This is a genomic window from Galbibacter sp. BG1 (assembly GCF_013391805.1).
Lineage (GTDB): Bacteria > Bacteroidota > Bacteroidia > Flavobacteriales > Flavobacteriaceae > Galbibacter.
The window spans coordinates 2,010,662-2,027,900 of record NZ_CP058364.1 but is presented as its reverse complement, the minus strand read 5'-3'; the positions used below and the strand labels follow the sequence as shown (position 1 = coordinate 2,027,900).

15 protein-coding genes and 1 tRNA gene are annotated in these 17,239 nt (G+C 37.7%); 2 read left to right on the top strand and 14 right to left on the bottom strand.

Features of this window, described 5'->3' with window-relative positions:
• Positions 1 to 17: 17 nt before the first annotated feature.
• The 4 genes from HX109_RS09035 to truA form a co-directional block, all read right to left on the bottom strand.
• Positions 18 to 338, bottom strand: coding sequence for a hypothetical protein (locus tag HX109_RS09035; RefSeq protein WP_178951262.1), 321 nt, complete (start codon positions 336 to 338; stop codon positions 18 to 20).
• A gap of 129 nt (positions 339 to 467) precedes the next feature.
• Positions 468 to 602, bottom strand: coding sequence for a hypothetical protein (locus HX109_RS16330; RefSeq protein WP_255462660.1), 135 nt, complete (start codon positions 600 to 602; stop codon positions 468 to 470).
• 619 nt (positions 603 to 1,221) lie between these two features.
• On the bottom strand, positions 1,222 to 2,991 hold the full coding sequence (locus HX109_RS09030; protein ID WP_178951260.1) for an ABC transporter ATP-binding protein: 1,770 nt from the start codon (positions 2,989 to 2,991) through the stop codon (positions 1,222 to 1,224).
• Positions 2,984 to 3,736, bottom strand: coding sequence for a tRNA pseudouridine(38-40) synthase TruA (gene truA, locus HX109_RS09025; RefSeq protein ID WP_178951258.1), 753 nt, complete (start codon positions 3,734 to 3,736; stop codon positions 2,984 to 2,986). Before truA ends, HX109_RS09030 begins: the two co-directional genes overlap by 8 nt.
• 226 nt (positions 3,737 to 3,962) lie before the next feature.
• Between truA and HX109_RS09020 the strand changes: the two genes are divergently transcribed.
• Both HX109_RS09020 and HX109_RS09015 read left to right on the top strand, forming a co-directional pair.
• On the top strand, positions 3,963 to 4,460 hold the full coding sequence (locus HX109_RS09020) for a metallophosphoesterase family protein (RefSeq protein WP_178951256.1): 498 nt from the start codon (positions 3,963 to 3,965) through the stop codon (positions 4,458 to 4,460).
• Positions 4,461 to 4,498: 38 nt separating this feature from the next.
• Complete coding sequence (locus tag HX109_RS09015; protein WP_178951254.1) at positions 4,499 to 5,215, top strand: DUF4197 family protein; 717 nt, start codon at positions 4,499 to 4,501, stop codon at positions 5,213 to 5,215.
• Between the two features lie 78 nt (positions 5,216 to 5,293).
• On the opposite strand, the gene HX109_RS09010 is transcribed toward HX109_RS09015, so the two are convergent.
• The 10 genes from HX109_RS09010 to HX109_RS08965 form a co-directional block, all read right to left on the bottom strand.
• On the bottom strand, positions 5,294 to 5,608 hold the full coding sequence (locus HX109_RS09010) for a DUF3467 domain-containing protein (RefSeq protein ID WP_178951252.1): 315 nt from the start codon (positions 5,606 to 5,608) through the stop codon (positions 5,294 to 5,296).
• A 132-nt stretch (positions 5,609 to 5,740) separates the two neighbouring features.
• Positions 5,741 to 10,045: a DNA-directed RNA polymerase subunit beta' gene (rpoC, locus tag HX109_RS09005; protein ID WP_178951250.1), complete on the bottom strand. Its 4,305-nt coding sequence runs from the start codon at positions 10,043 to 10,045 to the stop codon at positions 5,741 to 5,743.
• Between the two features lie 181 nt (positions 10,046 to 10,226).
• The gene (gene rpoB, locus HX109_RS09000) at positions 10,227 to 14,036 is read right to left on the bottom strand and encodes a DNA-directed RNA polymerase subunit beta (RefSeq protein ID WP_178951248.1); all 3,810 of its coding nucleotides are present in this window, start codon (positions 14,034 to 14,036) and stop codon (positions 10,227 to 10,229) included.
• A 136-nt stretch (positions 14,037 to 14,172) separates the two neighbouring features.
• Positions 14,173 to 14,550, bottom strand: a complete 378-nt coding sequence (rplL, locus tag HX109_RS08995; protein WP_178951247.1) for a 50S ribosomal protein L7/L12 — start codon at positions 14,548 to 14,550, stop codon at positions 14,173 to 14,175.
• A gap of 54 nt (positions 14,551 to 14,604) precedes the next feature.
• Positions 14,605 to 15,126 carry a 50S ribosomal protein L10 gene (rplJ, locus tag HX109_RS08990; RefSeq protein WP_178951245.1) on the bottom strand — a complete coding sequence of 174 codons (522 nt, stop codon included), beginning with the start codon at positions 15,124 to 15,126 and terminating at the stop codon, positions 14,605 to 14,607.
• Between the two features lie 23 nt (positions 15,127 to 15,149).
• Positions 15,150 to 15,839: a 50S ribosomal protein L1 gene (gene rplA, locus HX109_RS08985; RefSeq protein WP_178951243.1), complete on the bottom strand. Its 690-nt coding sequence runs from the start codon at positions 15,837 to 15,839 to the stop codon at positions 15,150 to 15,152.
• A 19-nt stretch (positions 15,840 to 15,858) separates the two neighbouring features.
• Positions 15,859 to 16,296: a 50S ribosomal protein L11 gene (rplK, locus tag HX109_RS08980; RefSeq protein ID WP_178951241.1), complete on the bottom strand. Its 438-nt coding sequence runs from the start codon at positions 16,294 to 16,296 to the stop codon at positions 15,859 to 15,861.
• A 72-nt stretch (positions 16,297 to 16,368) separates the two neighbouring features.
• Complete coding sequence (gene nusG / locus HX109_RS08975; RefSeq protein WP_178951239.1) at positions 16,369 to 16,920, bottom strand: transcription termination/antitermination protein NusG; 552 nt, start codon at positions 16,918 to 16,920, stop codon at positions 16,369 to 16,371.
• A gap of 21 nt (positions 16,921 to 16,941) precedes the next feature.
• Complete coding sequence (secE, locus tag HX109_RS08970; protein ID WP_178954132.1) at positions 16,942 to 17,130, bottom strand: preprotein translocase subunit SecE; 189 nt, start codon at positions 17,128 to 17,130, stop codon at positions 16,942 to 16,944.
• 18 nt (positions 17,131 to 17,148) lie between these two features.
• Positions 17,149 to 17,219 (bottom strand) — tRNA-Trp (locus HX109_RS08965).
• Between the last annotated feature and the right edge of the window lie 20 nt (positions 17,220 to 17,239).

Genomic DNA, 17,239 nt, shown 5'->3' with positions numbered 1-17,239 from the left:
GCATAAAATTAATTTTGTTAATTTTCCGTATTTCCAATCAAATCAATAGAGTCCGGTTTATTTTGCTCCCACGTTTTCTCCAAGAATTTATACAAAAGATAGCAGCTTAAAATTCCAAAGGGTAGCATTAAGAAGCCAAATAAGGTTTCGTTTGCATTGTCCAGAAGTCCTGGAGAAAACACTTCAACTAGAATCCCGATAAAGAAACTCATTCCAACAATACCAGCATAGTAGGTTGCTATTCCCAGCAGGGCAAACCCCCATTTACTTTTTTGGTACTCATCTGCCAGTCTATAGAAGTATTTTCCAATCCAATAAAGTAGTACAAGTCCGAGCATAGTTTTTGGTTTAGGTTGTTTTTAAACAAAAATGAAGAACGAATAACTTAAAAACATTGTTTTCTTATGCAAAATCACACACAGACATCTAAACAAAAGAAAACAATTATTCGACTGAAGCTTTTTACTTTAAGATTTAGTCTTTTTACTTCTTTTTTTATCGATACGCAAGGCAACCAAGACGAGTGCTAAAATCAAGACGATTGATGATAATGCGCCAAGTATCAATTCAGTTCTGCCGGAAAAAAATATTTCTAACGCCATTTAAATAGAATTTTTATACTTAATTAAAAAGTAAAATCATGCTTATTTTCGTCTAAATATAGAAATTTAATTTAAACGAAATGCTTTTTTTCGTTCAAATGAACGATTTTAAGAAAATATAGAATACTGAATCGTTAAAGGATAATTGAAATCTCCCTTTAACGAAGTAATTCATTTTAAAGATGAAGTGTTAAGTTGAGTTATACAAAAGCAAAAATGAAATTAAAAACTCATTCGTAAACCAATACCATTTCCACTGGAAACAATATTAAATTTAGTTTGAAATTTATAGTAAGAAATATCGTGTAAATTAAGGTTATAAGTATCAATGCCCTTATTTACATTATTAAATGCATTAGTATTGCAATGATAGTTAATCCACCGCCAATATAAGCTAGCGTCCAATTTGGAGCTTGATGACTTACAGATAGGCCTAATGGGTAACTATTAACACACCCCCAGCAACAGAAAAACTGTAGATACCGTTTGACTTTTCTTTGCTTTTTTTATTATTATAATGTTGATTGGCTTATTTGTTTAAAGAATTAAGCGAGAAAAATTAGATTATTGTAATTACCCGTTAGCGCTGATTTATTTTTATCACTAGGTGTCAAAAATTTTAAACGGCTTCTTCCGCCAAGAACTGCACTTCGTACAAATTACGATAATAACCGTCTTGCTTTTTCAGTAATTCTTCGTGGGTTCCAGCTTCCACAATATTTCCGGCTTCCATGACCAAAATCTTATCGGCTTTTTTTATGGTAGCCAATCGGTGTGCAATAACGATAGAGGTTCGGCCTTTAGTGATTTTATCCGTTGCTTTTTGAATAAGCCTTTCAGAATGTCCATCTACAGAAGAAGTTGCTTCATCCAAAATTAAAATACTTGGGTTACTTACATACGCCCTCAAGAAAGCAATTAACTGCCGCTGTCCGCTTGAAAGCATGCTTCCGCGCTCCTTGACGTTGTAATGGTAACCTCCTGGAAGGCTCATTATAAATTTGTGGATTCCGATATCTTTTGCTGCTTGAATAACATCTTCTTCTTTAATGGAAGTGTCATTCAACGTAATATTATTTAAAATAGTGTCGGCAAATAGAAACACATCCTGAAGAACAATAGCAATCTGCGAACGCAGCGATTGCAAGGTAAATTCATTGATATTTATACCGTCGGCCAAGATTTCACCTGATTTGATATCGTAAAAACGGTTCAGTAAATTAATAATGGTAGATTTTCCAGCTCCAGTAGCTCCTACAATGGCTACGGTTTCTCCAGGTCTTGCTTCAAAAGATATCCCATGGAGTACTTCTTCATCTTCCAAATAACCAAAGCGTACGTCTTTAAAAGCTATATCCCCCTTTAAATTTTCGGCAACACGTGTTCCTATATTTTCAATTTTACTATCGGTATCAAGAATATCAAACACACGATTGGCGGCTACCATTCCCATTTGGAGCGTATTGAATTTATCGGCTATTTGTCTTAGTGGCCTAAAAATCATAGAAGAAAGCATGATAAACATAAATATATTACCGAGGTCTTCCGCTCCACTCATTACGGCACGCAAACCTCCAAACCACACAATTAAACCGGTGGTAATGGACGACATTAATTCTACTACCGCAATAAAAATAGAATTGTACCAAACGGTGTTTATCCAAGCTTTTTTGTGTTTTTCATTGATTTCCTTAAACTGATTGTACTCTTCCCGTTCACGAACAAAAAGTTGGACAATCTTCATTCCAGAAATACGCTCCTGTACAAAAGAATTTAAGTTAGATACTTCTTTTCTTACCTCCACAAAAGCCTTCTTCATCGCTTTCTGGAACAGCCTTGTAGCATATAACATAAGTGGTAAAATGGCAAAAATGATAAGGGACAATTTCCAATCAAAGTAAATCATCACTCCGGCCACTACAATCATTTTTAGCAAGTCGCTCACAATCATAAACAAGCCGTCGCTAAAAATAGCAGCAATACGTTCAATATCACTCACAGCACGCGTTACCAAAACCCCTACGGAAGAGCTATCGAAATACTTCATGCGGAAACGTAGCATGTGTTTAAATAGTTTTACCCGAATATCCTCAATAACCGATTGCCCTAACCAATTGGCATAGTAAATAAAGGAAAGTTGACTTATGACTTCTAAAAAGAGTACAATAGTCATATAAACTACGAACATAAGCAGTCCATGACTGTCTTTATTCAAAATATAATCGTCTACCGTATATTTCAATAATATAGGTCGAATAGAGGAGAATACAGATAGCATGATGGCTGCCAAAGCAACCCCAAAAAACGTTAACCGGTAAGGTTTTGTGTACTTCAAAAGACGGGTAAAAAGCCCGAGATCGAATGTACTTCCTGTTTTATCTTTACTCATTAATTTTATAAATTCTATTGGGATACACAACTTCTGTTAAATACAATCCATGTGCGGGAACCGAAGCTCCAGCTTTGCTTCTGCTTTTACTATTTATAATGTTCTCCACATCTTCTACACTTGCCTTTCCTATCCCTACATTTAAAAGCGTGCCAACCACAGCGCGAACCATATTTCTCAAAAATCTGTCGGCAGTAATGTGAAAAACTAACAGGTCTTCTTTCTCCACCCATTCTGCACGCCGAACATCACAAAGATAGGTTTTTACATCGGTGTTTGACTTGGAGAAGCATTGAAAATCCTTATGCTTTAATAATATTTTAGCAGCTTCATTCATCGCCTCGAGATTTAAATCGGCTTTTAAATTATAGGCATAGTCTGTATAGAAAGGATTTTTCTCCCGTACAATCCAATATTCGTAGCTTCTTTGTTCGGCATCAAACCTAGCATGGGCATCTTCTTTTACAGGGATTATGTCTTTTATGGCGATATCTGGTGGTAAAAAGCTATTCAGTTTATAAAGCATTTCTTCCCTTTTTATGGTGTTCTCCACATCGAAGTGTGCATACATTTGCTTACCATGTACGCCAGCATCGGTTCTTCCTGCCCCTAGAATTTGAATTTCTTGGCGCATCAATGTGGAAAGTGCTTTTTCTAAAACCTCCTGAACCGTAATAGCATTTGGTTGATACTGCCAACCATGGTAGTGCTTGCCATTGTATGATAACTCTAAAAAATACCTCAAACTAAATTTCCGTTTTTACCAAGATACAAAGATACCAATATTTTGAGGTTAGTGCTCCACCGGAAAAAATTAATGCTGGAAATTTGTGCAATCAACGGAAGGTTAAGGCTGAAATATAGGATCTCGAATAATTAAAAAACCAAATCAACCGACTCCATTATTTTTTTTAGGTGTAATCCAATTTCTTCTATTGAAGTTTTAACTTTACAACTTCATAAAAACATCTATGCGAAAAATTCTTTTACTATCGGACACTCATAGTTTTCTCGATGATAAAATCTTAAAATACGTACATCAAGCCGATGAAGTTTGGCATGCTGGGGACATTGGAGATCTCGAGGTAACAGATTCCATAAAAAAATTAAAACCTCTGAAGGGAGTTTACGGTAACATTGACAACGATCAGGTTCGTTTGGAATTCCCAGAAAACAATAGATTTTATTGCGAAGGGGTAGATGTTTGGATTACGCACATTGGCGGATATCCCAATCGCTATGATAAACGGATTCGGGATGAGATTAGACAAAATCCGCCAAAACTCTTTATAAGCGGGCATTCCCATATTCTTAAGGTGATGTGGGACAAAAAACTTAATCTCCTTCACATGAATCCCGGAGCGGCAGGAAAACACGGTTTCCATAAAGTAAGAACCATGCTGCGTTTTGTTATTGACAACGAAAACATCAAAGATCTAGAGATTATTGAATTAGAAAAAAAGGTATGATAACCCATTTTAAAAAAATCAATCAAGCACATTTTATCATGAAAAGACTACTTAAAAATTTAGCTTTAATTTGTTTAAACACTGGACTGTTTTTCGGTTGTACATCTTTGCAAACGGCGGGAGAAAATTCTCAAAACAGCAACGTTGTTTTAAATACGGTTCAATCTGTATTAAAAAGTGGTACACAAAATGCTTTCAATGTTTTTGGCGATACCGAAGCCTTTATGACAAATGCGCTTATTGAAGCCGCAATGCCACAGGAACTGAAAAATATCAATACGAAATTAGAGTCCTACGGGCTTTCAAGTGTAGTAAAAAAAGAGAAAGCTTTGATCAGTGAAGTAGCAGAAGCCTCCATTGCGACGGCTAAACCCATTGTAAATAAAGCAATAAACGAAATGACCCCACAAGATGCCGTTTCCATCTTATCGGGCGGAAAGGGTGCCGCCACGCAGTATTTAAGGAATAAAACGTATACTGACCTAACCAAAGCCATTAATCCTGTAGTGACTGCCAAAACCGAAAGTCTAGGAATTAATAAATTACTAAATAATGCTTTGGGAGGCACAAACAGTTCTTTAAACGAACTTATTGGGGCCGTACTGGGCACAGGAAGTTCTGCGAGTGGTTCAGATCAATTAAACGATGCAATAACGAAACAACTCACAGACGGCCTGTTCAATATTGTGGAAGATGGAGAAAACGATGCCCGGGAGAATCCGTCTACCATTTTAAACTCCATATTAACAAACTAACAGAACACCATAATAATAGCCCTGTCTCAAAATATAGACAGGGCTATTAAAAATAAATTTATTTCAATCAATGTTGAATTAAGCCTCTCCAGTAGGACCAAAGTTTAGCGGCATTGGAGGTTGCTCGTAATCTTTAATTTCTCCATGGGCCTGCTCGAACCTTTGTACATTATCGCCCAAAGCCTTTAAAAATCTTTTAGCATGTTGTGGCGTAAGGATGATTCGGCTTTTTACTTTTGCTTTCGGTCTTCCTGGCATTATACTCACAAAGTCCACTACAAATTCTGAAACCGAATGGTTGATGATAGCCAAATTTGCGTAGGTGCCTTCAGCAGTCGCATCATCTAACTCTATATTAATCTGGTTTTTATTTTTCTCGTTTTGATCACTCATAGTATTGGTTTTAAAATTAAAGTTCCAAAAAGAATATTTCCTTTTAAAACTGTATAGCGTAAAAATAGTATTAAAAAAAAGAAAACCCCAAAGGAAATTCCTTTGGGGTTCATATAATATATTTAAGTATCCTTAAAAGTTAACGTGCTGTTGTTTACTAGCCATAATCTCATTGTACTCTTCTTTCGATCCTACAATAATATCATCATAGTCTCTCATTCCTGTACCAGCTGGGATTCTGTGTCCAACAATTACATTTTCTTTTAATCCTTCAAGGTCATCTATTTTACCGCTCACTGCAGCCTCGTTCAGTACTTTTGTAGTTTCCTGGAACGATGCAGCCGAAATAAACGACTTCGTTTGTAATGACGCTCTTGTGATACCCTGTAGTATTGGTGTAGCAACTGCAGGAACTACATCTCTTGCTACTACCAATTCCTTATCATTTCTTCTTAAGATAGAGTTCTCATCCCTCAACTCACGTGGAGAAATAATTTGTCCAGCTTTTAAGGTAGTGGAGTCCCCTGCATCCTCGATTACTTTCATTCCAAAGATTCTATCATTTTCTTCAATGAAGTCGTCTTTGTGAACTAATTGTTGCTCAAGGAATGTAGTATCTCCAGAATCCTGAATATTAACTTTACGCATCATTTGACGTACTACTACCTCAAAGTGCTTATCGTTAATTTTCACCCCTTGTAAACGGTACACTTCCTGTACTTCATTTACCAAGTATTGCTGTACAGCAGATGGGCCTTTAATTCTCAAGATATCTTCCGGAGTTATAGAACCATCAGAAAGAGGCATTCCAGCACGAACATAATCGTTCTCCTGCACCAAGATTTGGTTAGATAATTTAACCAAGTACTTCTTAATATCCCCTAATTTAGATTCTACGATAATCTCACGGTTACCTCTTTTTATTTTTCCGAAGGAAACAACACCATCGATCTCTGAAACTACCGCTGGATTAGAAGGGTTACGTGCTTCGAAAAGCTCGGTAACTCTTGGAAGACCTCCAGTAATATCCCCTGCTTTAGAAGATCTTCTTGGAATCTTAACAAGTGTTTTACCTTCTTCGATTTTCTCATCATTATCTACCATAATGTGAGCTCCTACTGGTAAGTTGTAAGAACGTAAAGTTTCACCTTTCTTATCTTTAATCAATAAGGTTGGGATTAACTTTTTGTTTCTAGATTCAGAAATTACTTTTTCCTGGAAACCGGTTTGTTCATCGATTTCTACTTGATAAGTAACCCCTTGATCGATATTTTCGTAAGCAATTTTTCCTGAGAATTCAGAAACAATCACCGCGTTGTATGGATCCCACTGACAAATAATTGTTCCTTTTTCTACCGACTGTCCTTCTTTCACAAAAATTTGCGAACCGTAAGGAACGTTGTTGGTAGCCAAAGTAATATTTGTTTTCTCATCGATAAACTTAACCTCTGCTGTTCTGGAAATTACAATATCAACTTCTTTTCCTTCTGCATCGGTTCCTTTAACAGTTTTAAGATCTTCAATCTCAACCTTGCTCTTAAACTTAGCGATGATTTTGTTTTCTTCTGAAATGTTTCCTGCAATACCTCCCACGTGGAATGTACGTAGCGTAAGCTGCGTACCAGGCTCTCCAATAGACTGTGCAGCAACAACTCCAACAGCCTCTCCTCTTTGAACCATTTTTCCTGTAGCTAGGTTTCTACCGTAACATTTAGCACAGATCCCTTGTCTAGCCTCACATGTAAGTGGCGAACGCACTTCCATTCTTTCTACAGGAGAAGCTTCGATTTTCTTAACAAGTTCTTCTGAAACTTCTTCTCCGGCAGCCACCAACAATTCTTCTGTAAGTGGATCGTACACATCGTGTAGCGACACACGTCCAAGAATTCTTTCCCCTAGAGATTCAACGATTTCATCATTTTTCTTCAATGCTTCAACTTCTACACCACGTAAAGTTCCGCAGTCTTCCGTATTCACAATAACATCTTGAGAAACATCTACCAAACGACGTGTTAAGTAACCAGCATCTGCAGTTTTCAATGCCGTATCCGCAAGTCCTTTACGTGCACCGTGAGTAGAGATAAAGTATTCAAGAATAGAAAGACCTTCTTTAAAGTTAGAAAGAATTGGATTCTCAATAATTTCCCCACCACCGGCAGTAGATTTTTTAGGTTTCGCCATTAATCCACGCATACCTGTAAGCTGACGGATCTGTTCTTTAGATCCCCTTGCTCCAGAATCAAGCATCATGAACACCGAGTTAAACCCTTGGTTGTCTTCACGAATACGTTTCATGGCTAGCTCGGTAAGCATTGCGTTTGTAGATGTCCAAACATCAATAACCTGATTATAACGCTCATTATTGGTAATAAGACCCATGTTATAATTGGCCATAATTCCATCCACCTGCTCGTTTGCCTCGGCAATCATTGGGTGTTTTTCTTCAGGAATAATAATATCCCCTAAACTGAAAGAAAGACCTCCCTTAAATGCGAAGTTATAACCCATACTCTTGATCTTATCCAAGAAATCTGCAGTGGTAGGAACATCCGTAGCTTTTAAAATATTTCCAATAATATCACGCAGCGACTTTTTAGTCAATACTTCGTTAATATAACCTGCCTTTTCTGGAACTACTTGGTTGAACAAAATTCTACCTACCGTAGTTTCAATAATCTGTGGCACCAATTCCCCTGCTTCATTAAAGTCTTTTGCACGCACTTTAACCATGGCGTTCAAATCAACTTTCTTTTCATTAAAAGCAATAGTTACTTCATCTGCAGAATAGAACGTTAATCCTTCCCCTTTAATCGGGTGATCTTCTGTAGATCTTCTTGCTTTGGTCATATAGTACAGTCCAAGAACCATATCCTGGGAAGGTACTGTAATTGGTGAACCATTTGCAGGGTTCAATATGTTATGGGAAGCCAACATTAACATTTGTGCTTCCAAAATCGCTTCTGGACCTAGTGGTAAGTGAACCGCCATTTGATCCCCATCGAAATCGGCGTTGAATGCCGTACATACCAATGGGTGCAACTGAATAGCTTTTCCTTCAATTAACTTAGGCTGGAACGCTTGAATACCCAAACGGTGAAGCGTAGGAGCACGGTTAAGTAGTACTGGGTGTCCTTTAAGTACGTTCTCTAGGATATCCCAAACTACAGGCTCTCTTTTATCTATAATTTTCTTGGCAGATTTTACCGTTTTTACAATTCCTCTTTCAATTAATTTTCTAATTACAAAAGGCTTGTACAGCTCTGCTGCCATGTTCTTCGGAAGACCACACTCGTATAATTTCATTTCTGGTCCAACAACAATTACCGAACGTGCAGAATAATCAACACGCTTACCTAGAAGGTTTTGACGGAAACGTCCTTGTTTACCTTTTAATGAATCTGAAAGTGATTTTAACGGTCTGTTAGATTCCGTTTTTACCGCTGAAGATTTACGTGTGTTGTCGAATAGTGAATCTACCGACTCCTGAAGCATACGCTTCTCATTACGTAAAATTACTTCTGGTGCTTTAATTTCCATCAATCGCTTTAAACGATTGTTTCTAATAATCACACGACGGTAAAGATCATTTAAATCTGAAGTTGCAAAACGACCTCCATCCAAAGGAACCAATGGACGTAATTCTGGTGGAATCACCGGAATTACTTTCATGATCATCCACTCTGGGTTGTTCTCTCTGTTCTTTTGAGATTCCCTAAGTGCTTCAACAACTTGAAGACGCTTAAGTGCTTCCGTTTTACGTTGCTTAGAAGTTTCTGTATTCGCTTTGTGTCTTAATTCGTAAGAAAGTTCATTAAGATCGATTCTTGATAAAAGTTCGATCAAACACTCCGCACCCATTTTAGCAATAAACTTATTTGGGTCTGTATCTTCCAAGTATTGGTTTTCCGCAGGAATAGATTCAAGAATATTTAAATATTCTTCTTCCGTAAGGAAATCCATTTTTTGAACTGGTTCTCCATCGGCATTTTTAGCATCTCCAGGTTGGATTACTACGTAACGCTCGTAATAGATAATCATGTCCAACTTCTTAGATGGCAATCCAAGAAGGTAACCTATTTTATTTGGTAACGAACGGAAATACCAGATATGTGCTACTGGTACCACCAAATTAATGTGCCCTACTCTATCTCTACGTACCTTTTTCTCGGTAACCTCCACACCACATCGGTCACAAACTATACCTTTGTAACGTATTCTCTTGTATTTTCCACAAGCACATTCGTAATCCTTTACCGGACCAAAAATACGCTCACAGAAAAGACCGTCACGCTCTGGCTTGTGCGTACGGTAATTAATGGTTTCCGGTTTTAGCACTTCTCCTCTAGACTCTGCTAAAATAGACTCTGGAGAGGCCAAACCGATAGAGATTTTATTAAACCTCTGTTGTACTGTATTCTTATCTTTATTTCTAGCCATAATATATGGTGATAATGAATTAAGTGTAATTTACCCTCATCGAGGGCTTAATTCCCCAACTTTATGTTGGAAAGAATTAAATTGTTTTACTTTAAAAACCTTTGGGACGTTGCCCACGGTAGTTGCTTACAACCTTTTTAGAGAAGGCACTCGGCAAAACCAAGTGCCTATACTAAAATTATTATTCTTCTAATCTAATGTCTAATCCAAGACCCTTCAATTCATGCATCAATACATTGAATGATTCTGGCAATCCCGGTTCTGGCATCATCTCTCCCTTAACGATAGACTCGTAAGTTTTAGCTCTACCAATAACATCATCAGATTTTACAGTTAAGATTTCCCTAAGTGTACTTGATGCACCGTATGCTTCAAGTGCCCAAACCTCCATCTCACCAAAACGCTGACCACCAAATTGGGCTTTACCTCCTAGAGGCTGTTGCGTAATTAATGAGTATGGACCTATAGAACGTGCGTGCATCTTATCGTCTACCATGTGACCCAATTTAAGCATGTAAATTACACCCACTGTAGCTGCTTGATCGAAACGTTCTCCAGTACCACCATCGTAAAGATAGGTGTGACCGAATCTTGGAATTCCTGCTTGGTCTGTAAGTTCATTAATCTGATCTAGAGATGCTCCATCAAAGATTGGTGTTGCAAACTTCTTACCGATGTTTTTACCTGCCCAACCTAATACGGTTTCGTAGATCTGACCAATATTCATACGCGATGGTACCCCTAGTGGATTCAATACGATATCTACCGGTGTTCCATCTTCTAGGAATGGCATATCTTCTTGACGAACAATTCTCGCTACGATACCTTTGTTACCGTGACGACCTGCCATTTTATCCCCTACTTTAAGCTTACGTTTTTTAGCGATATACACTTTGGCAAGCTTCATAATTCCTGCTGGTAATTCATCTCCAACAGAAATAGTAAACTTATCCCTACGTAAAGCTCCTTGAAGGTCGTTTAATTTAATTTTATAATTGTGAAGAAGATCGTTGATCAACGCGTTCGTATCGTCATCTGTAGTCCAAGTTCCACTTACCAAGTGAGCGAAATCGTCTACAGCATTCAACATCTTTTGAGTATATTTCTTTCCTTTAGGAAAAACTTCTTCCCCTAAATCGTTGAATACCCCTTGTGATGTTTTTCCGTTTACGATAGAGAACAACTTATCTACCAACACATCTTTAAGTGCAGTGAATTTGCTTTCAAATTCCAACTCCAACTTAGCAATATCTTCTTTATCTTTTGCTCTCTTACGCTTATCTTTAATAGCTCTTGAGAACAATTTCTTATCGATTACCACCCCGTTTAACGATGGAGACGCTTTTAAGGAAGCATCTTTAACGTCACCGGCTTTGTCACCAAAGATGGCACGAAGTAATTTTTCCTCTGGAGTTGGGTCTGATTCCCCTTTCGGTGTAATCTTCCCAATTAAAATATCCCCAGGTTTTACTTCTGCACCAATACGAATCATCCCGTTTTCATCAAGGTCTTTTGTAGCCTCTTCAGAAACGTTAGGAATATCGTTTGTTAACTCTTCAGCACCTAATTTGGTATCTCTTACTTCTAATGAATACTCATCGATATGAATAGAGGTAAAGATATCTTCCCTTACCACTTTTTCAGAAATTACGATCGCATCCTCGAAGTTATATCCTTTCCAAGGCATGAAGGCCACTTGTAGGTTTCTACCCAATGCCAGTTCTCCTTGCTGTGTAGCATATCCTTCACAAAGTACCTGTCCTTTTTCAACTTTATCACCTTTTCTTACGATAGGCTTCAAGTTGATGGAAGTTCCTTGGTTTGTTTTTCTGAATTTTACAAGATCGTAGGTTTTAAAATCGTCATCAAAACTTACCAATCTATCATTTTCAGTTCTGTCGTATTTAATCCTGATTTTAGAAGCATCTACATAATCCACTACTCCATTTCCTTCAGCATTGATCAATACTCTGGAATCTGAAGCTACTTGACGCTCCAAACCTGTACCAACAATTGGAGATTCTGGTCTTAATAATGGAACTGCTTGACGCATCATGTTCGATCCCATCAATGCACGGTTCGCATCATCATGCTCCAAGAATGGAATTAAAGAAGCCGAAATAGAAGCAATTTGGTTTGGCGCTACATCGGTGTAGTGGATCTCATCTGGATCTACTACTGGGAAGTCACCTTCCTCACGGGCAATTACTTTTTCAGAATCGATGGTTCCATCGTCTTTTAAAGGTATGTTTGCCTGTGCTATTTTCTTTTCTTCTTCTTCTTCCGCACTTAAATAAAGTATCTCCGAAAGATCTACTTTACCATTGTCTACTTTTCTATATGGAGTTTCAATGAATCCCATACCATTCACTTTAGCAAACACACTTAGTGAAGATATCAAACCAATGTTTGGCCCTTCAGGTGTTTCAATCGGACAAAGACGCCCGTAGTGCGTATAGTGAACGTCACGAACCTCGAAACCTGCACGTTCACGGGAAAGACCCCCTGGCCCAAGTGCCGATAGACGACGCTTGTGCGTAATCTCTGCCAATGGATTGGTTTGATCCATAAACTGAGACAACTGGTTGGTACCAAAGAAAGAGTTTATTACCGATGATAACGTTTTCGCATTAATCAAATCGATTGGTGTAAACACCTCGTTATCACGTACGTTCATACGCTCACGAATAGTTCTTGCCATACGGGCAAGACCAACACCAAACTGAGAAGACAACTGCTCACCTACGGTTCTAACACGACGGTTAGATAAGTGATCGATATCATCTATCTCTGCTTTAGAATTGATTAATTCGATTAGATATTTAATAATGGTAATAATATCTTCTTTAGTTAAAACTTGTTTATCCATTGCGATATCCAAGCCTAACTTTTTGTTCATTCTGTAACGACCAACTTCACCTAAGTTGTAACGTTGATCGGAGAAGAACAACTTGTCTATAATACCTCTAGCCGTTTCTTCATCTGGCGGCTCAGCATTACGCAATTGACGGTATATGTGTTCTACAGCCTCTTTTTCTGAGTTTGTAGGGTCTTTTTGTAAGGTATTGTAAATTATAGCATAGTCGCCTGTTTGGCTATCTTCCTTATGAAGTAAGATAGTTTTAACATCGGTTTCTAAGATTTCTTCGATATGTTCTTTTTCCAGAACCGTATCCCTGTCTAAGATAATTTCATTACGTTCAATAGAAACTACCTCTCCTGTATCTTCATCAACAAAATCTTCATGCCAAGTTTTAAGCACACGTGCCGCTAACTTTCTGCCCAATACTTTTTTCAAGCCACTTTTAGAAACTTTTACCTCTTCAGCAAGATCGAAAATTTCCAAAATGTCTTTATCACGCTCAAAACCAATGGCGCGGAAAAGTGTTGTAACAGGTAATTTTTTCTTTCTATCGATATAAGCGTACATAACGCTGTTGATATCGGTAGCAAATTCTATCCAAGAACCTTTAAAAGGGATTACTCTGGCAGAATATAACTTTGTCCCGTTTGCGTGGAACGATTGACCAAAGAATACACCTGGAGACCTGTGTAATTGAGATACGACTACACGTTCTGCTCCGTTAATAACAAACGTACCACTAGGTGTCATGTAAGGAATTACTCCCAAATAAACATCCTGTACTATGGTTTCAAAATCTTCGTGCTCTGGATCTGTACAATACAGTTTTAGTCTAGCCTTTAATGGTACACTGTACGTTAACCCTCTTTCTATACACTCTTGGATAGAGTAACGGGGAGGATCGATAAAGTAGTCTAAAAATTCTAGTACAAATTGATTGCGCGTATCAGTAATGGGGAAGTTCTCCAAGAAGGTGTTATAAAGACCTTCGTTACCTCTCTCTTCAGATTTTGTTTCCAGTTGAAAGAAATCCTGGAATGATTTAATCTGAATGTCCAAGAAATCCGGGTATGCCGGAGTATTCTTTGCAGAGGCGAAATTAATTCTTTCAGTCTGATTTGTGAACATCAATGGACAATATTTTGATTAAAATGAAATTATAAAAGCGTATACATTTATATACGCAAAAAGGGTTTAGGTCTCTTTCCCCATAAAATGGAAAGGACCTAAACCGTATCTTACAGCTGTGCGCTGTAGGCTGGAATTACTTTAATTCTACCTCTGCACCAGCTTCTTCTAAAGACTTTTGAAGACCTTCAGCCTCATCTTTAGATACTCCTTCTTTAATAGCTTTAGGAGCGCTATCTACTATTTCTTTAGCTTCTTTAAGTCCAAGACCAGTTAATTCTTTAACTAGTTTTACAACAGCTAACTTAGATGCACCAGCAGCTTTAAGAATAACATCAAATTCTGTTTTCTCTTCAGCAGCATCGTCACCACCAGCAGCAGCTCCACCTGCAACAGCTACAGCTGCAGCAGCAGGCTCTATACCATACTCTTCTTTAAGGATATCAGCTAATTCGTTTACTTCTTTAACTGTTAAATTAACTAATTGTTCTGCAAAATCTTTTAAATCTGCCATTTTTCTATCGTTTTAATAAATTTTTAAAAATATAATTGTTTAAGTGCGTACTACTTATGATTCTCTTTCTGATAAAGTCTTAAGAATACCGGCTAATTTACCACCACCTGATTTAAGTCCGCTAATAACATTCTTAGCAGGCGATTGTAACAATCCGATAATATCTCCAATAACCTCGTCTTTAGATTTGATGCTTACTAAGGCATCTAGCTTATCATCTCCAAGGTAAATAGCCTCTTCGATAAAAGCACCCTTCAATAGAGGCTTTTCAGATTTCTTACGGAAATCCTTAATTACTTTTGCAGGACCGTTTCCAGTTTCAGAAAACATTAAAGAAGTATTTCCTTTAAGTACTGATGGAAGTTCCCCGAAATCTTTATCAGAAGCATCCATTGCTTTTGCAAGCAATGTATTTTTTACAACTGCAAGTTTGATGTTTGCTTTAAAACAAGCTCTACGTAAATTAGAAGTTGTTTGAGCATCCAATCCTGAAATATCTGCTAAATAGATATTTCCGTTCTCACCTAACTGCGCAGTTAAATCTTCTATTACCGTTAACTTTTCTTCTCTAGTCATGATTAAAAAATTTATACTGCCAATTAAACTGCCTTAGGATCTACAGGAATACTAGGACTCATAGTACTTGAAATAAAGATACTCTTCACATAGGTTCCTTTAGCCGCAGTTGGCTTAAGTTTCATTAATGTTTGTAATAATTCATTGGCGTTACCAGCAATTTTATCTGCCGAGAATGAAGCTTTTCCTATTGCAGCGTGAACGATACCAGTTTTATCTACTTTAAAGTCGATTTTACCAGCTTTTACTTCACCTACAGCTTTAGCAACATCCATTGTAACTGTACCAGTCTTTGGGTTTGGCATTAAACCTCTTGGACCTAAAACACGTCCTAGGGGACCTAATTTACCCATAACGCTTGGCATAGTGATGATTACATCAACATCTGTCCAACCGTCTTTGATCTTTTGTAAGTATTCGTCTAACCCTACGTAATCTGCTCCAGCTTCCTTAGCTTCAGCTTCCTTATCTGGAGTAACCAAGGCTAAAACCTTTACATCTTTCCCGGTACCGTGAGGAAGTGTAACTACCCCTCTTACCATTTGATTTGCTTTACGAGGATCTACTCCTAAACGTACTGCTAAATCTACAGATGCATCAAACTTAACGTTAGTGATATCTTTTACTAGTTGAGAAGCTTCTTCCACAGAATACAATTTGTTTCTGTCTACTTTCCCAACTGCTTCTTTTTGCTTTTTTGTCAATTTTGCCATTTCTAGATTCTTTTAAGATTTAAAAAGGCTTATCACCTGAAACCGTTAATCCCATAGATCTTGCTGTTCCTGCAACCATGCTCATTGCCGATTCTACAGTAAACGCATTAAGATCCTGCATTTTGTCTTCTGCGATAGCTTTAACTTGATCCCAAGTAACGCTAGCAACCTTTTTACGGTTTGGCTCTCCAGATCCCTTTTTAACCTTAGCCGCTTCCATTAGCTGAACTGCCGCTGGCGGTGTCTTTATTACAAAGTCGAATGATTTGTCTTTGTAAACGGTGATAACAACAGGTAAAACCTTACCTTGTTTGTCCTGTGTACGAGCATTAAACTGCTTACAGAACTCCATGATGTTAACACCGGCAGCACCTAAAGCGGGTCCAACCGGTGGCGACGGATTCGCAGCACCTCCCCTAACTTGTAGCTTAACTACTTTACTAACTTCTTTTGCCATTGTTTTTGTTCAATTTAAAATTTGATCGCCTCATTTAATGGAAGCAAGGCGAATCTATATAATATGTAACAATTATACTTTCTCTACTTGCATATAACTTAATTCCAACGGTGTCTTTCTTCCGAAAATCTTAACCATCACCTCAAGTTTACGCTTTTCTTCGTTGATCTTTTCTACAGTTCCATTGAAACCGTTAAAAGGACCATCGATAACTTTTACAGTTTCTCCTAAAACGAAAGGAATGGCCACATTATCTGTTTTCACAGACAACTCATCCACTTTACCTAACATCCTATTTACTTCCGATTTTCTCAATGGCACAGGATCTCCTCCTTTAACCTCTCCAAGAAAACCGATAACACCAGTTATAGATTTTATAACGTGCACAATCTCCCCTCCTAGATTGGCTTTCATCATTACATATCCAGGGAAATAAACACGCTCTTTATTTATTTTCTTTCCGTTACGTATTTGTACCACCTTTTCGGTAGGCACCAACACTTCATCTACATAATCCTCATACCCAAGACGAGCGATATCTTGCTCTATGTAGCCTTTAACTTTATTCTCTTGACCGCTTACAGCCCTTACTACATACCATTGTTTTGCCAACGCTTCTGCCATTGCAATACCCGTCTTTAAATATTAATTACCTATTACACCAAAATAAAGCTTGATAAGTCTTGCGAAGACTGTATCTACACCCCATATTGCTAATGAAAAAAGTATAGAGAAAACAGCAACAACAACCATTAGGTTTTGTCCCTCAGCCCATGAAGGCCAAGTAACATTCGCTCTTAACTCTTCGAATGATTCTTTAATATAATTTACCATTTTATCTCTATCTATTTGCACGGGTGGAGAGATTCGAACTCCCATCAACGGTTTTGGAGACCGGTATTCTACCCTTGAACTACACCCGTTTATTCAAGTTGAAAGGCAT

What these genes read in the sequence shown, in the direction of transcription:
- HX109_RS09035 (WP_178951262.1), bottom strand. Translation starts at nt 338, where the DNA reads ATGCTCGGACTTGTACTACTTTATTGGATTGGAAAATACTTCTATAGA.
- HX109_RS16330 (WP_255462660.1), bottom strand. Translation starts at nt 602, where the DNA reads ATGGCGTTAGAAATATTTTTTTCCGGCAGAACTGAATTGATACTTGGC.
- HX109_RS09030 (WP_178951260.1), bottom strand. Translation starts at nt 2,991, where the DNA reads ATGAGTAAAGATAAAACAGGAAGTACATTCGATCTCGGGCTTTTTACC.
- HX109_RS09020 (WP_178951256.1), top strand. Translation starts at nt 3,963, where the DNA reads ATGCGAAAAATTCTTTTACTATCGGACACTCATAGTTTTCTCGATGAT.
- HX109_RS09015 (WP_178951254.1), top strand. Translation starts at nt 4,499, where the DNA reads ATGAAAAGACTACTTAAAAATTTAGCTTTAATTTGTTTAAACACTGGA.
- HX109_RS09010 (WP_178951252.1), bottom strand. Translation starts at nt 5,608, where the DNA reads ATGAGTGATCAAAACGAGAAAAATAAAAACCAGATTAATATAGAGTTA.
- rpoC (WP_178951250.1), bottom strand. Translation starts at nt 10,045, where the DNA reads ATGGCTAGAAATAAAGATAAGAATACAGTACAACAGAGGTTTAATAAA.
- rpoB (WP_178951248.1), bottom strand. Translation starts at nt 14,036, where the DNA reads ATGTTCACAAATCAGACTGAAAGAATTAATTTCGCCTCTGCAAAGAAT.
- rplL (WP_178951247.1), bottom strand. Translation starts at nt 14,550, where the DNA reads ATGGCAGATTTAAAAGATTTTGCAGAACAATTAGTTAATTTAACAGTT.
- rplJ (WP_178951245.1), bottom strand. Translation starts at nt 15,126, where the DNA reads ATGACTAGAGAAGAAAAGTTAACGGTAATAGAAGATTTAACTGCGCAG.
- rplA (WP_178951243.1), bottom strand. Translation starts at nt 15,839, where the DNA reads ATGGCAAAATTGACAAAAAAGCAAAAAGAAGCAGTTGGGAAAGTAGAC.
- rplK (WP_178951241.1), bottom strand. Translation starts at nt 16,296, where the DNA reads ATGGCAAAAGAAGTTAGTAAAGTAGTTAAGCTACAAGTTAGGGGAGGT.
- nusG (WP_178951239.1), bottom strand. Translation starts at nt 16,920, where the DNA reads ATGGCAGAAGCGTTGGCAAAACAATGGTATGTAGTAAGGGCTGTAAGC.
- secE (WP_178954132.1), bottom strand. Translation starts at nt 17,130, where the DNA reads ATGGTAAATTATATTAAAGAATCATTCGAAGAGTTAAGAGCGAATGTT.